The sequence below is a fragment of the Acrocarpospora macrocephala genome, assembly GCF_009687865.1.
In the GTDB taxonomy this organism is placed as follows: domain Bacteria; phylum Actinomycetota; class Actinomycetes; order Streptosporangiales; family Streptosporangiaceae; genus Acrocarpospora; species Acrocarpospora macrocephala.
Map to the genome: position 1 here is coordinate 53,129 of NZ_BLAE01000009.1, position 14,108 is coordinate 67,236.

Here is a 14,108-nt window from a genome sequence, read left to right on the forward strand (position 1 = left end):
CTAGTAGGCTCCGTTTCCGTTCTTCATGACCGACCACGTCTTCCACAGGATCTGCAGGTCCAGGATGAGCGACCAGTTCTCCACATACCGCAGGTCCAGGCGGACCGACTCCTCCCAGGTCAGGTCGGAGCGTCCGGAGACCTGCCAGAGGCCGGTCATGCCGGGTTTGACGACCAGGCGGCGGCGCACGTCCTCGCCGTACTGGGCGACTTCCTCGGGGAGCGGCGGGCGCGGCCCGACCAGCGACATCTCGCCCCGCAACACGTTCAGCAGCTGCGGGAACTCATCCAGCGAGAACCGCCGGAGCACCGCTCCCACCCTGGTCACACGTGGATCGTTCCGCATCTTGAACAGCACGCCGTCGAACTCGTTGTCCTCGTGCAGCTGCTGCTTGAGGCGTTCGGCGTCCTGCACCATGGTGCGGAACTTGAGCACCCGGAACTCCTTGCCGCCGCGCCCGATCCTGGCCTGGCGGAACAGCGCGGGGCCCGGGCTGGTGCTGCGGATCACCGCGGCGATGGCCAGCATCGGGATGGCGGCCACCAGCAGCACGGCGGAGGCGAGAACCTTGTCGAACAGGTTCTTCATGATGTGCTTGGTGCCCTCGAACTCGGGGTGTTCGACGTGCAGCAGCGGCATTCCGGCGACCGGGCGGATGCTGATCCGGGGACCGGCCACGTCCATCAGCGCGGGGGCCACGAACAGGTCGGTCTTGGCCGCCTCCAGGCTCCACGCCATCCGCCGCAGCGCGGAGCCGTCCAGCTCCGGGCAGGCCAGGATGGCCACCGAGTCGGCGTCGGTCTTCAGCACGACCTCGTCCACGTTGGTGAAGTCGCCCAGCACGGGCACGCCGTCCACGTCGAGACTGCTCCCGTTGGGCAGGCAGGCCGCCACGATGCGCATGCCGTGGTGCGGCTGGCGGCGGAACTGCATCACCAGGTCGAGCACGGCCTCGCGATGGCCCACCGCGACGACATTGCGGACATAGTGGCCGTCGCTCCGACGACGGTGCAGGTGCTTACGCATGCGATACCTGAAATACAAGGTCAGGAAGAGGGCCAGCGGGAACATCGCCATCACGAAGCTGCGCGCGATGGTGGTCTGCGTGGCGTAGGCGCCGATGGCGACCGAAGCCGTGAGCCCCATGCCCCCCGTGAAGACGGCCCGAAACTCGTCGGTGCCCTCTCCGTGCACCCGTTTTCGGTAGGCCCCGGCGATCGCCATGGCGATCGGCCATGCCAGGGCCAGGGATAAGCCCAGGAACGCCTCGTATTTCGGAATCCACGCACCGAGCCACAGGCGCACGCCGATAACGGTCTCGCACGCGATCATCGCGCAGGCCAGGTCTCCGGCCAGCAGGACGCGCGCATACGTTCGAGTCCAGATGCTGGTCGCCGTCCGGACCTTCTGCTCAGGAACGCCCTTAGCGGACGTCTGAAGCCCCACCCTCATGACACTCCACCTGCTGCCTCGTTGTTCGCAATGAACAAGACGCGCACCCCGTCCGATTGGTTGACCTATTTCTCTGATGCACCAGGAGAGGGGGGTACCCGAGGTAAATGCTAAAGATCGAGACCCTACAAGGGAACGATCACATCTGTCCACAATCGGCCGAAACCGGGGTACCCAGTCGCTTGACGGAACGATCCAAAGATGTACAGAGAACTTGTCCCCGAACTAGGTTCGGGGAGCATGACGGTACGCGTGGAACGGCAAGGATCTTTGACGACCGTGATTCTGGACCGGCCAGATGTACGGAATGCGGTCGATGGCCCAACAGCAGCCGGACTCGCGGCGGCTTTTCGGGCATTCGACGCCGATGACGCCTCCTCGGTCGCGATTTTGTGGGGAGCGGGGGGCACTTTCTGCGCCGGAGCCGACCTGCACGCGATCGGCACCGAGCGCGGCAACCAAGTCACCGAGGACGGCGACGGCCCGATGGGCCCGACCCGGATGCGCCTCTCCAAACCGGTCATCGCGGCCGTCGAGGGCCACGCGGTGGCCGGCGGCCTCGAACTCGCGCTCTGGTGCGACCTCCGGGTGGTCGCCGCCGATGCCACCTTCGGGGTCTTCTCCCGCCGCTGGGGCGTGCCCCTCATCGACGGCGGCACGGTACGGCTCCCGCAGCTGATCGGCACCGGCCGCGCCCTCGACCTGATCCTCACCGGCCGGGCGGTCTCCGCGCGCGAAGCCCTGGACATCGGCCTGGCGTCCCGGGTGGTCCCCAGCGGCACCACCCGCCAGCACGCCGAGGCCCTGGCGGCCCAACTGGCCGCGTTCCCCCAGGCGTGCCTGCGCAACGATCGCCTCTCCGCGCTGGAGGCGGAGTCGATGGCCACCGAGTTCCGCTACGGCCTGGCCTCACTCCAGGCCGGGCTGGACGGCGTGGAAAGGTTCCGCTCGGGAGCAGGACGGCACGGAACCTAGCGCGATGTCCAGAAATGTTCGCCGGGTGGAAGCTGCCAATCGCGGAGGCCGATGAGCCATGGTGACCCGGCCAAGGTCGTGGTCACCGCATTAGTCGTATTCCAGATCCGGCAGCGGCGACGGCGGCTCCGGGCTCCGCCATACGACGACATATCCGGAATGTGCCGTCTCCACGGCGGAGCTCAGCCGATCCAGATCGAAGTCCGGCAAGTAGCGCAGGCGCGCCAGAAATGTGGCGTCCGTCGCGGATCTGGGCACGACGCAACCCTCGCCCTCCCGATCGAGGAGGACGATGAGGACATCCGCGTCGTCGTTGTCCTTGGCGTAGGCGTCCTTGTGGTCGGCCCCGCCGACGCGGACCTCGACCACGTCCTCCCAGGCGAGCGCTTCCACGCTGCCGTCGGAATAATGACGCGTCACACCCTCTTCGGTGACATACACGTATGAATCCGGCACGCGCGAATCCGTGCCCGGCTCTGGCACTGAATTGCCGTGCATGGCCGCGATTCTGACGACTCCCGGGTGTTCCCGGCAAGAGACGGCCTCAACTGCGCCATTCCAGGTGTTCCCGGACGGCGCGCCGGGCCGCCTCGGCCGGGCCGCGCTCGATCGCGGCCAGCAGGTCACGGTGTTCCGCGATCAGTTCGGCGCGTTCGCGGTAGACCGCGCGGAGCCGTACCAGGCCGAGGCGGGTCTCGGCGGCGAGGGCGGCGTAGAGGCGTTCCAGGCGCGGGCTGCCGACGGCGACGATCAGCGCCTGGTGGAAGGCCATGTGCTCGGCGACCACCTCGGCCCAGGGTTCGTCCGGCGGGAGTGCCTCCATCCGGGTCAGCGCGGCTTCCGCCTCAGGGATGCGGTGGCCGTACAGAGCTTCGGCCATGAGTTCTTCGAGCGGGCCGCGGACGTACATGAGGTCGGCCAGGTCGGAAGTGGTGATCTCCGGCACGTACGCGCTGCGGTTGCGCTCGCGGCGGAGCAGGCCCTCGTGCACGAGCGCGGCCAGGGCCTCCCGGACGGTGGGCCTGGCCACGCCGTAGGTGTCGGAGATCTCCTGCTCGGGGAGGGAGGTGCCGGGGGCCAGGTCGCCGGACAGGACCCTCGTGCGCAGGGCGTCGGCGAGGGCCTCGACGGTGGAGACGGGGCGCAGCTTCACGCTGCCGAGCCTAGAGGGACTCGACGTTCTGGTAGAGCTACGACGATCAGGCTGGTGGCCAGCAGGGCTAGGCCGGCCCAGGAAAGGGGGGTCAGGCGTTCGTCGAGCACGGCTACGCCAAGCAGGGCGGCGACCGCTGGTTCGGCCAGGGCGAGGGTGGCGGCGGTGGCGACGGGGGTGGTGCGCAGGCCCCGGCCGTACAGGACGTAGGCGAGAGCGGTGGTGGCGGCGCCCAGGTAGAGGGCGGTGAGGAGGCCGGACGGCGTGGTCAGGAAGCCAGGGCCGGAGAGCAGGAGCACAGGGAGCATCAGGACGGCCGCGCCGCCGAACATCGTGCCCATCACCGTGTCAGAGGGGGTGCCGCGGTCGATCGCGCGGGCCGCGGTCACCGCGTAGGAGGCGTAGAGCAGGCCGCCGAGCAGGGCGAGCCCGATGCCGCCGGGATCGGCGCCGCCCTCGCTGCCGCCGCCCAGGACCAGCACCGCGCAGCCGGCGACGGCTGCGAGCGTGCCGCCGAGCCAGCGGGCCGAGGGGGTCGTGCGGTCGAGCGCCCAGGAGAGCAGGCCGGTGAAGACCGGGCCGCTGCCGATCGCCACCACGGTGCCGATGGCCACGCCGGTCCTGGCGACGGCGGCGAAGTAGCACAGCTGGTAGGCGGCGACGCAGACCGCGCCGAGCAGCAGGTCGCGGCCGAAGGCCCGGGAGCGGAGGAACAGCAGGGCCAGGATGGAGCCGCCGATCACCAGCCGGGCGGCGGCCAGGGAGACCGATCCGGCGCTCGCGAAGGCCCCGGCGGTTCCCGCGGTTCCCCAGAGAACGGCGGCGGCAACGATACGCATGAACTGATTGTCTTACAATCAGACACTGGATGCACCTCCTATGCGCATTAGGAGTCGTATCGTTAAGAAAGTCACCTAGTGGCCCAGCTCACACATTGCTAGTGTTTCGCCACTATTAACGCATGTGTACGGGGTCCCCTATGGCTGGCCGCAAACGTTCCGTCCGCGTCAAGATCTTCGCCATCCTGCTGCTTCCGGTCGTCGCATTGACCGTCATCTGGGGATTCGCCGCCGCGATCAGCGTGCAGACGGGCATGGAGTACATCCGCATCGGCACGGTTTACGAGCATGTGGTGGCACCCGCCAGGGTCGTGCTGACCGAGCTGCAGAACGAACGCCTCCGGTCGCTGTCCTACCTGGGCCGCACGAGCACCTACCACGCCGACCTGGACACCCAGCAGGAGACCACGGACGCCGCCGCCGCGGCGCTGGCCGCGCACGCCACCGAGGCGGAGAGCTCGACCCCGCCGGCCATGTGGGAGCGGGTCCAGGAGTTGCTGAACCAGCTCAGCCGCCTGGACACGGTGCGCGAGCAGGTCGAGAACCGGGACATCTCCCGGCTGGACGCGCTGGAGGAGTACAGCTCCATCGCCGAGGTCGGCTTCCAGGTCTACGACCGGCTGATGATCTCCCCCGACATCGACCTGGTCGCCCAGACCAAGGCGATCATCCTGGTCGGGCGCGGGCGGGAGATCGTCAGCCAGCAGTCCGCGCTGCTGGCGGGCACCCTCGGCGCCGGGAAGATGACCGAGGACGAGCGCGCCGCCTTCGCCGAGATGGTGGGGCAGCGGCGACTGTTGTACCAGCTGGGAACGAGCCAACTCGACGACGAGCTGCGCCAGCCGTACGACGCGTTGAACGCCTCCCCCATCTACGCCGACTATCTCACCCTGGAGAAGGGCGTCACCGAGGTCGTCCGGCCGGGCAAGGTGCTGCCGATCGAGGCCGCCCGCTGGCAGGCCACCGCCGAGGCCGTCTCCATCACGCTGGACAAGCTGGGCGGCGAGATCGCCAGGAAGATCACCGAACGGGCGGCACCGCTGGCCGAGAGCGTGCTCTGGCGGGCCGCGCTGCTCGGCGTGCTCGGCCTGGTCGCCGTCGTGGTGACCGTGTTCTTCTCCTTCCGGTTCGCCCGCAAGCTCGCCACCGAGCTGGCCGGGCTGCGGCACGCCGCGCTCGACCTGGCCGACCGGCGGCTGCCCGACGTGGTACGGCGGCTGCGCAACGGCGAGGAGGTCGACGTGGCCGCCGAGACGCCGCCGCTGGCCGTGGCCCGCGACACCACCGAGGTGGACGACGTCAGCACGGCGTTCGCCTCCGTGCAGCGCACCGCCGTCGAGGCCGCCGTCGGGCAGGCCCGGCTGCGCAAGGGCGTCGGCATGGTCTTCCTCAACCTGGCCCGGCGCAGCCAGTCGCTGCTGCACCGCCAGCTGGACCTGCTCGACACGCTGGAGCGGCAGGTCGCCGACCCGGCCGTGCTGGAGCAGCTGTTCGGCATCGACCACCTCACCACCCGCATGCGGCGGCACGCGGAAGGCCTGATCATCATGTCCGGCGCGGCGCCCGGGCGCGGCTGGCGCGACCCCGTCTCGCTCTACGACGTGACCCGCGCCGCCGTCGAGGAGGTCGAGGACTACCTGCGGGTCCTGATCGCCGTGCCGCCCGAGACCGCGCTGGCCGGGCCCGCCGTCACCGACGTCATCCACCTGGTGGCCGAGCTGGTGGAGAACGCGTGCATCTTCTCCCCGCCCAACACCCAGGTCTTCGTCCGGGGCGAGCTGGTGGCGCGCGGGTTCGTGCTGGAGGTGGAGGACCGCGGTCTCGGCATCGGCGCCGAGGAGCTGGCCCACCTCAACGAGCGGCTGGCGGAGCCGCCCGAGTTCGACCTGGCCGACAGCGACCGGCTCGGCCTGTTCGTGGTCGGCCGCCTCGCCCAGCGGCACGGCGTCCGCGTCTCGCTGCGCGCCTCCCCGTACGGCGGGACCACCGCGATCGTGCTGCTCCCGCCGGACATCGTGGTGGAGGGCGAGCCGGAGGAGTACACGGTCGAGCGGCTCATCCCGCAGCAGCCCGCGCTCACCCCCGTGCCCTCCGAGGGAGACGGCCTGCCCCGGCGCGTACGGCAGACAAGCCTGGCGCCCCAGCTGCGCGGAGAGAACTCGTGACCGACGAACGCCCCCTGCTTCGGCCTTACACGCTCACCCGGGGACGAACCCGCCCGACCGGGCCCGACTTCGACCTGGTGACGATCGTCAGGGCGCTACCGGCCTCGAACGTGACCGGTCTGCCGCCCGAGCAGCTACGGATCCTGCGGGCCTGCCAGTCCCCGGCCTCGGTGGCGGACATCGCCTCCGATGTCGGGCTTTCGCTGAACGTGGTGCGCGTGCTGCTGGGGGATCTCCGCGAGCTCCGCCTGATCGCGGCCCGGCCGCCCGCGACCGTCGCGCAGCTGCCGGAGGAGCGCATCCTGCGGGAGGTCATTCAGGGGTTGCACGCGCTCTGAATCGCCTGGTCGAGGTGCCAGCGGGCGGGCATGATCAGGTCCTCGGCGTACCGGTTGAGGACGGCGACGGGCGTGCCGGTCTCGATCTCCTCCAGGCGGAGTAATTCCTGGTCTTCGAGGGTGATCGCGCCGCCGATCGTCCACGCGCCGTCGTCGTGCGGGCGGAGGGACACCTCGAAGGACATCTCCCGGCCGTCGGGGAGGGTGAACCACATGCCGAGCCGTACCGCGCCGACCAGGTCGGTGATGGAGTGCCAGGCGCGCAGGTTCGGCAGGAAGTCGAGGTAAAGCTCCCGCCCAGCGATGCTGAAACGCTCGGCGGCGGCCATCAGCGCGGGCAGCAGCTCGGTCATCGGGGGGGCCATTTCTCAGTCAGGGAGAGAACACCACACAGCGTAACTGTTGTTTAGACCGCGCCTCCGGCCGCTCACCTGAGCATTTGAGTCCGACTCTTGACGACAATGTGCCGCGCAAGTTAAATCAAGGATCGAAATAAGGTGTTGATTTACGGCATGTCGTAAGTCGCGTCTGTTGGACCTTCACCCCCCGCTTCCGCTGTGGAGACACGCATGAGAGGTCTGTCCCGAACTGCCGCCTTATTCACCGCATCCGCGGTGGTGGCGGCACTGATCACCCTTCCCGCCACGCCTGCCTTCGCCGACACCCTGGTGTCGCAGGGCAAGCCCGCCACCGCCTCCTCCGTCGAGAACGCCGGCATGGCCGCCGGCAACGCCGTCGACGGCAACACCGGCACCCGCTGGTCCAGCCTGGCCACCGCCGACCAGTGGCTCCAGGTCGACCTGGGGTCCTCGATCCCGCTGACCCGGGTCATCCTGAACTGGGAGGCCGCGTACGCGACCGCGTACAAGGTGCAGGGCTCCCAGAACGGAACCACGTGGACCGACCTGCGATCCGTCACCGGAGGTGACGGCGGGATCGACACCTGGGACATCACCGGCAGCGCCCGCTATGTCCGCATGCTCGGCATCACCCGCGCCACCGGCTGGGGCTACTCCCTCTGGGAATTCCAGGTGTACGGCGAGCCCGGCGGCACCACCGACCCCTGCCCGGCCGCCAACGCCGCGCTGAACAAGCCCAGCAGCGCCTCCTCCGTCCAGAACGCGGGCTTCCCCGCATCGGCCGCGTTCGACGGCAACAACGGCACCCGGTGGTCCAGCGCGGCCAGCGACCCGCAGTGGATCCAGGTGGACCTCGGCTCCACCCAGACCATCTGCGCCATCGACCTGCGCTGGGAAGCCGCGTACGCGAGCGCCTTCAAGCTCCAGGTCTCCGCCAACGGCGCCGACCCCTGGACCGACCTGAAGTCGGTCACCGGGGCGACCGGCGGCGTGCAGTCCCACGCCGTCAGCGGCTCAGGCCGCTACGTCCGGATGCTCGGCACCACCCGCGCCACCGGCTACGGCTACTCGCTCTGGGAGTTCGCGGTGCGCACCACCACCACGCCCACAGACCCGATCCCCGGCGGCGGTTCGCTCGGGCCGAACGTGCACGTCATCGACCCGTCGATGTCCAGCGCCACCATCCAGAGCGCCCTCGACACCGTCTTCACCCAGCAGGAATCCGCCCAGTTCGGCACCGGACGGCACGCCTTCCTGTTCAAGCCCGGCACCTACAACGTCAACGCCCGGGTCGGCTTCTACACCTCGATCGTGGGCCTCGGCCAGAACCCCGGCGACGTCGTCATCAACGGCGGCGTGACCGTGGACGCGGGCTGGTTCGGCGGCAACGCCACCCAGAACTTCTGGCGCTCCACCGAGAACCTGGCAGTGCAACCCACCGGCGGCGAGAACCGCTGGGCCGTCTCCCAGGCCGCGCCGTTCCGCCGCATGCACATCCGCGGCAACCTCAACCTGGCGCCCACCGGGTACGGCTGGGCCAGCGGCGGCTACATCGCGGACAGCAAGATCGACGGCTCGGTCGGCCCGTACTCCCAGCAGCAGTGGTACACCCGGGACAGCACCATCGGCAGCTGGGTCAACGGCGTCTGGAACATGGTCTTCTCCGGCGTCGCCGGCGCGCCCGCCAACTCCTTCCCCGAGCCGGTGTACACCACGCTGCAGAACACCCCGATCAGCCGGGAGAAGCCGTACCTCTACGTGGACGGCGGCGGCAACTACCGCGTCTTCGTCCCCGCCCTGCGCACCAACGCGCGCGGCCACAGCTGGGCCAACGGCCCCACCGCCGGCACCTCGCTCCCGCTGACCGACTTCTACGTCGCCAACCCGACCGACACCGCGGCCACCATCAACGCGGCGCTCGCCCAGGGTCTCAACCTGCTCCTCACCCCCGGCATCTACCACGTCAACGCCCCCATCAACATCAACCGGGCGAACACCATCGTGCTCGGCCTCGGCCTGGCCACGATCATCCCTGACAACGCGGCCACCGCGATCAAGGTCGCCGACGTGGACGGCGTCAAGCTGGCCGGCTTCCTCATCGACGCGGGCCCGCAGAAGTCCGACGTGCTGATCGAGGTCGGCCCGGCCAGCTCCAGCGCCGACCACGCCGCCAACCCCACCACCCTGCAGGACGTCTTCGTCCGCATCGGCGGCGCCTTCGCCGGCAACGCCACCACCAGCCTGGTGATCAACAGCGATGACGTCATCATCGACCACACCTGGCTCTGGCGCGGCGACCACGGCGAGGGCATCGGCTGGACCGTCAACACCGCCGAAACCGGCATGATCGTGAACGGCGACGACGTCCTCGCGACCGGCCTGTTCGTCGAACACTTCCGCAAGTACGACGTCGAGTGGTACGGCGAGCGTGGCCGCACCATCTTCTTCCAGAACGAGAAGGCCTACGACCCGCCCAACCAGGCCGCCTACATGAACGGCACCGTCAAGGGCTGGGCCGCCTACAAGGTCGGCCCGAACGTGAACGTCCACGAGGGCTGGGGCATGGGCAGCTACTGCTACTTCAACGTCGACCCCACCATCGAGGTCGACCGCGTCTTCGAAACCCCCATCAAACCCGGCGTCAAATTCCACAGCCTCCTCTCCGTCTCCCTAGGCGGCAACGGCCGAATCAACCACGTAATCAACGACACCGGCGCCCCCGCCTTCGGCACCGCCACCATCCCTTCCAAGGTCGTCTCCTACCCGTAACCCATCCCTAACCCAGGAACCGGCCGCCTCCCAGCCCTCAGGGGCGCAGAGCCCGGCCGGTTCCTACGGCCACACGGTTGCGATTTCGTGCGGGTCATCACGGCGACAACGGGGCCGGGCGGAGCCCGGAATCAAACAAAGGGTGGGCGGGTGGGACTCCCACGGTAACCATCGTCATCCCTCTCCCAGCTCCTCGAAGAGCGTCAACTGCAGTCCCGCTTCCCCTTCAAGCCGCGCGTTCAGCGAACCCCACGGCGTCCGCGTCGGCGCCGCGATCACCTGCGCCCCCGCCTCGGCCAACTCCGCTGTCACCCGCGCGGCATCCCCCACCTCAAAAGCCACCCGAATATGCCCAGCGACCCGCCGCCCCACCTCAACCCGATCGATGAACTCCGCCTGCCGCGCGTCGACCAACTCCAACGTCGCCCGCCCCGCGTCCAGCAACCGAACCCGCCCATCCTCCGACGAGAAGTCAGCCAACTCAGGCAACCCCAACACATCCCGATAAAACCGCAACGCCCTCTCGTAGTCGTCCGCGGTCACAACCAGCCGAAGCTCACGCACACCCATACCGGGATAGTAGACAGAGGCCCTCCGCCCCTTCGTGCGCCAACCTCCCAAACCACCGGCAGATCCACCACCGCAACAGCGGCAGACCCACCACTGATGTTGCGGCAGATCCACCACGATCATGACGGCAGATCCACCACCAATGCTACGGCGAGACCACCACTGATCTAGCGGCAGATCCACCACGGTAGCGCTAGATCGGCCTATATTTAGGCGGTGGACATCGATGAGTTGACCGTCTTTCCCCGCCGCGCGGAGGCCATGGCGATGGAAGCCCTCGCCGACACCCGCGTCGTCGTCATCAATGGCGCACGACAGGTAGGCAAGAGCACGCTCGCGAAGGCCATCGTTCAGCGGTCACCTGGTTCTCGTGAGATCTACTTGGACCAAGCGGCGGTTCGCGCGGCCGCCCGCCGGGATCCGGACGGGATCGTCTACCACGACGGGCTCACCCTCATCGATGAGATCCAGCGCGTGCCCGATCTCCTGCTCTCCATCAAGCGAGAAGTCGACGCCGATCCCCGACCGGGTCGTTTCCTGCTGACAGGTTCGGCGCGTCTTCTGGGCCTTCGCGACCTCCCCGACGCCCTCCCAGGTCGCACGGAGACCATCGAACTCTGGCCGCTCTCCCAAGGGGAGATCGAGCGTTGTCCCGATGGTTTCATTGACGCCGCATTCCATGAGGGTCCGGAGCTCCGAGTCCCAAAATCCCGGCTTCGCCGGGCCGACTACGTCGATCGGGCGCTCACCGGCGGCTACCCAGAGGCCGTCCACCGCTCGACACACCGGAGGCGAGCCCGATTCTTCGAGTCGTATATCACCGATCTGATCAATCGGGATGTGAAGCAGGTGGCCGACATTGAGCGGCCATCAGATATGCGGCGTTTGCTGAACGTCCTATGCGGCCGCATGGGAGGTCTGTTGGTCATCGACCACCTCAGCAACGACCTCGGGCTCCCCCGCACGACAGTGAAGCGCTACATCGATCTACTCGACCTGATCTACGTGGTGCGAAGAATCCCGGCCTGGTCCGCCAACACCACCACCCGAGCCGTGGCGACCCCGAAACTCCTCGCGGTCGATACGGGCCTAGGTGCTCACCTCTCCGGTCTCACACCAGCCCGCGTGGCGGGAATCACCGCCCCGATCGGCCCACTTCTGGAGAACTTCGCCCTGAGTGAGCTGGCCCGCCAACTGACCTGGGCAGAGGAGCCCGTCCACCTCTACCACTACCGAACCCGCGACAATATCGAAGTCGACGCCATCCTCGAACGGGCATCCGGCGAGATCATCGGCATCGAAGTCAAGGCAGCCGAAGCTGTCCGAGCAGACGACTTCAGAGGCCTCCGTCACCTGGCGGACAGGGTGGGCGACCGCCTCATCGCCGGTTTCGTCCTCTACTCAGGCCAGGAAAAACTCCCATTCGGCGACCGGATGCGCGCGCTCCCGATGTCTGCCCTATGGGAGGTCGCTCCCTGAACCGGTGAGTCGTTGATCGCTTCTCCTTGGAAGGGAGGCAACAACATCGGAAGCATGATCAGCACGGTCATTGCGTAACCTGCAACGTAGCTTGCAGGTTACGCAAGTTCCCAGGTCAAGAGGGAGGGCTACGTACCGGAGTCGGCGGGGGCGGGGTTCGTTGTGCTGGGGGTGGGCCGGGGCTCGACCTTGTTGCCGCGCAATGCTGCTTCGACCTGGAGGAATGCTCGGAAGAATATGACGCACGGCTTTCCTGATTGTTTGTAGCCGAGTGCGAGGTCTTCGGCGGCGCGCCGGAGTGGGGTGCCCTTCAGGCGGAGCGCGGCGGCCTTCTCGACCTTGCCGGTGGCCTTTCCGCGCCAGAAAGCGGCCATGTCCAGAAGACAGTTCTTTCCGTTGGTGTCGTCGGCCATGATGGACGCTTCGCAGGCGAGGAGAATGGCTGCCTGGTAGGCCGCGTTCGCGTCGCCCATGCCGGCCCGGCGGAGAATCGCGGCGCCGCTCCTGCCCCAGGCTCGGGGCATCCGAAACTGGACGGACGGAATTCGCTGCACCCGTACTTCCTGGATGGTGGGTTCGAGGATGTCCCCGGGTGTCCAGCGTGGCGAACTGACGTACGCCAGGGAGCCGCCTGTTTCGAGTTTGGCCGCTTTCCAGAGGCTGCCGAACTCCGCCATCAACTCCCTCGCCGGCGGCACCTCGAGCTCGTTCGCGACCGCGAGACGATGGCACACGGCCACGAAGGTGTGAAAGAACTGCCAGTCCGGAAGCTTACGAAACTTGCCGCTCAGGACCTCGGACACGGTTGAGGTGGGGAGGCGTTTCCAGGCGATGTGGATTCTGGCCCCCTGCTGCTCCTCGATGAGATCGTTGGCGACCTGATCGACCATCTGCAGGGTCGGGTGGCCCGCGTCGAGATGGAGGCTCCTGGACCTCTCAAGTAAGTGATCTACATGACACCGACTTGCGCTCGCTTCACTCATGAGCAAGATCCGTTTCAGGACTACGGTCAGGCGGCAAGCAAAAGGGACATCAGGCGCGTTCAGCCCTTGCCCACCAGGAGTCACACCGGTAACTCCGGTGCATATGTCAGGCTAGTGGGGCTTAGCACGCCCTGCACCGATAATTCCTGATTCTGGGTTTGCTACCGCCATAGGGGCAATCGGTGTCAAAAATCCGCAAGCATCCGGAGCCGTCCGGATCCATCCGGATATGTCCGGCGACGTTCACACTCGTCCGCCGGCAGCGATTGTTGTCCGAAGTTCAGCCGATCCGTGGACTCAACCGTCACACGATGGTAGAAAGATCGCCCAGTTGCTCACCGCGACGATCTGAGAATAATTCTCTTTCGCATCGAATACAATGCGACGACCATCGTCACATCACATTCGCGCGGTTCCGGGCATCGCTATAACCTGATCCAGCGAAGTGAGCGTGCGAAAGTGTCACGACTGACGTCCTTGACCATTGCGGGCCTGATCTCCATTATCCTCGCGCTGTGCTGCTACATCGTGAGCGTCGCGTCCGGCATGGCCCCCTCCGCGGCGGTCCTCACCGCGGGCGGCGCGTTCCTGGCCGTGGCCACCCTCACCGTCCTGATTCTCGAATACCTCCGCTAAACCCACGATCACCTCCGGGAGGGCCTGCCATGACCAGCACAGAACTACGGCTGAGGGATGTATATCCGCACCTCACCGCCAACATCGTCGCTCTGCTCGCGCCCGACCCGCTGGCGGCCACCGTCGACGCCTTGCCGTACCTGGGCAGATGCACCTGCACACCCACGTGCGTCAACCTTCTCACCGCGCCCCCGGGCTCGGCCGGATACGACCTGATCGAACTGGAACGCGGCGACGAACCCGTCATCTGGCTCAACCTCAACCCGTCAAGAACCGCGATTGTCGACATCGAAGTGCTCGACCCCCGCGAATTGACGACCACCCGCCCGGTAGCGCAGTCGACGGTCGTCTCATAAATCCCAACCGCAAGCCCTGCCCGGATGGCGTTTT

14 protein-coding genes and 1 pseudogene are annotated in these 14,108 nt (G+C 67.5%); 8 read left to right on the top strand and 7 right to left on the bottom strand.

Annotated elements, in window-relative coordinates; all coding sequences use genetic code 11:
- Positions 1-1,452, bottom strand: coding sequence for a sugar transferase (locus Amac_RS08455; RefSeq protein WP_155353766.1), 1,452 nt, complete (start codon positions 1,450-1,452; stop codon positions 1-3).
- A gap of 240 nt (positions 1,453-1,692) precedes the next feature.
- Here Amac_RS08455 and Amac_RS08460 point away from each other — a divergent pair, with 240 nt between their 5' ends.
- Positions 1,693-2,427 (top strand): crotonase/enoyl-CoA hydratase family protein, encoded by a 735-nt coding sequence (locus tag Amac_RS08460; RefSeq protein WP_155353767.1) that lies wholly within the window; start codon positions 1,693-1,695, stop codon positions 2,425-2,427.
- 90 nt (positions 2,428-2,517) lie between these two features.
- Here the strand turns inward: Amac_RS08460 and Amac_RS08465 are convergent, their stop codons facing one another.
- From Amac_RS08465 to Amac_RS08475, 3 genes are all read right to left on the bottom strand, one after another.
- Positions 2,518-2,883, bottom strand: a complete 366-nt coding sequence (locus tag Amac_RS08465; protein WP_246268167.1) for a hypothetical protein — start codon at positions 2,881-2,883, stop codon at positions 2,518-2,520.
- Between the two features lie 88 nt (positions 2,884-2,971).
- The gene (locus Amac_RS08470) at positions 2,972-3,580 is read right to left on the bottom strand and encodes a GntR family transcriptional regulator (RefSeq protein WP_155353769.1); all 609 of its coding nucleotides are present in this window, start codon (positions 3,578-3,580) and stop codon (positions 2,972-2,974) included.
- Positions 3,577-4,419 (bottom strand): EamA family transporter, encoded by an 843-nt coding sequence (locus Amac_RS08475; protein ID WP_155353770.1) that lies wholly within the window; start codon positions 4,417-4,419, stop codon positions 3,577-3,579. Before Amac_RS08475 ends, Amac_RS08470 begins: the two co-directional genes overlap by 4 nt.
- Positions 4,420-4,559: 140 nt before the next feature.
- Here Amac_RS08475 and Amac_RS08480 point away from each other — a divergent pair, with 140 nt between their 5' ends.
- On the top strand, positions 4,560-6,584 hold the full coding sequence (locus Amac_RS08480; protein WP_170322385.1) for a sensor histidine kinase: 2,025 nt from the start codon (positions 4,560-4,562) through the stop codon (positions 6,582-6,584).
- Entirely contained in the window at positions 6,581-6,922 is a 342-nt protein-coding gene (locus Amac_RS08485; RefSeq protein ID WP_155350637.1) for a DUF742 domain-containing protein, read from the top strand. Before Amac_RS08480 ends, Amac_RS08485 begins: the two co-directional genes overlap by 4 nt.
- Here the strand turns inward: Amac_RS08485 and Amac_RS08490 are convergent.
- Positions 6,901-7,275: a hypothetical protein gene (locus Amac_RS08490; RefSeq protein WP_155353772.1), complete on the bottom strand. Its 375-nt coding sequence runs from the start codon at positions 7,273-7,275 to the stop codon at positions 6,901-6,903. The two genes, Amac_RS08485 and Amac_RS08490, sit on opposite strands and share 22 nt — an antisense overlap.
- A gap of 216 nt (positions 7,276-7,491) precedes the next feature.
- On the opposite strand from Amac_RS08490, the gene Amac_RS08495 reads away from it, so the two are divergent.
- Positions 7,492-10,050 (top strand): discoidin domain-containing protein, encoded by a 2,559-nt coding sequence (locus tag Amac_RS08495; protein WP_155353773.1) that lies wholly within the window; start codon positions 7,492-7,494, stop codon positions 10,048-10,050.
- A 174-nt stretch (positions 10,051-10,224) separates the two neighbouring features.
- Here the strand turns inward: Amac_RS08495 and Amac_RS08500 are convergent, their stop codons facing one another.
- Positions 10,225-10,620: a VOC family protein gene (locus Amac_RS08500; protein ID WP_155353774.1), complete on the bottom strand. Its 396-nt coding sequence runs from the start codon at positions 10,618-10,620 to the stop codon at positions 10,225-10,227.
- A 267-nt stretch (positions 10,621-10,887) separates the two neighbouring features.
- Here Amac_RS08500 and Amac_RS08505 point away from each other — a divergent pair.
- Together Amac_RS08505 and Amac_RS58465 are read left to right on the top strand one after the other, a co-directional pair.
- Positions 10,888-11,727, top strand: a pseudogene (locus tag Amac_RS08505) (ATP-binding protein); the annotation flags it as partial.
- An 18-nt stretch (positions 11,728-11,745) separates the two neighbouring features.
- Positions 11,746-12,099, top strand: a complete 354-nt coding sequence (locus tag Amac_RS58465; protein ID WP_507762641.1) for a DUF4143 domain-containing protein — start codon at positions 11,746-11,748, stop codon at positions 12,097-12,099.
- Positions 12,100-12,227: 128 nt separating this feature from the next.
- Here Amac_RS58465 and Amac_RS08510 read toward each other — a convergent pair whose 3' ends face one another.
- Positions 12,228-12,989 (bottom strand): hypothetical protein, encoded by a 762-nt coding sequence (locus tag Amac_RS08510; protein ID WP_155353775.1) that lies wholly within the window; start codon positions 12,987-12,989, stop codon positions 12,228-12,230.
- Between the two features lie 552 nt (positions 12,990-13,541).
- Here Amac_RS08510 and Amac_RS08515 point away from each other — a divergent pair.
- Together Amac_RS08515 and Amac_RS08520 are read left to right on the top strand one after the other, a co-directional pair.
- Complete coding sequence (locus tag Amac_RS08515; RefSeq protein WP_155353776.1) at positions 13,542-13,718, top strand: hypothetical protein; 177 nt, start codon at positions 13,542-13,544, stop codon at positions 13,716-13,718.
- Between the two features lie 29 nt (positions 13,719-13,747).
- On the top strand, positions 13,748-14,074 hold the full coding sequence (locus Amac_RS08520) for a hypothetical protein (RefSeq protein WP_155353777.1): 327 nt from the start codon (positions 13,748-13,750) through the stop codon (positions 14,072-14,074).
- Positions 14,075-14,108: the final 34 nt, after the last annotated feature.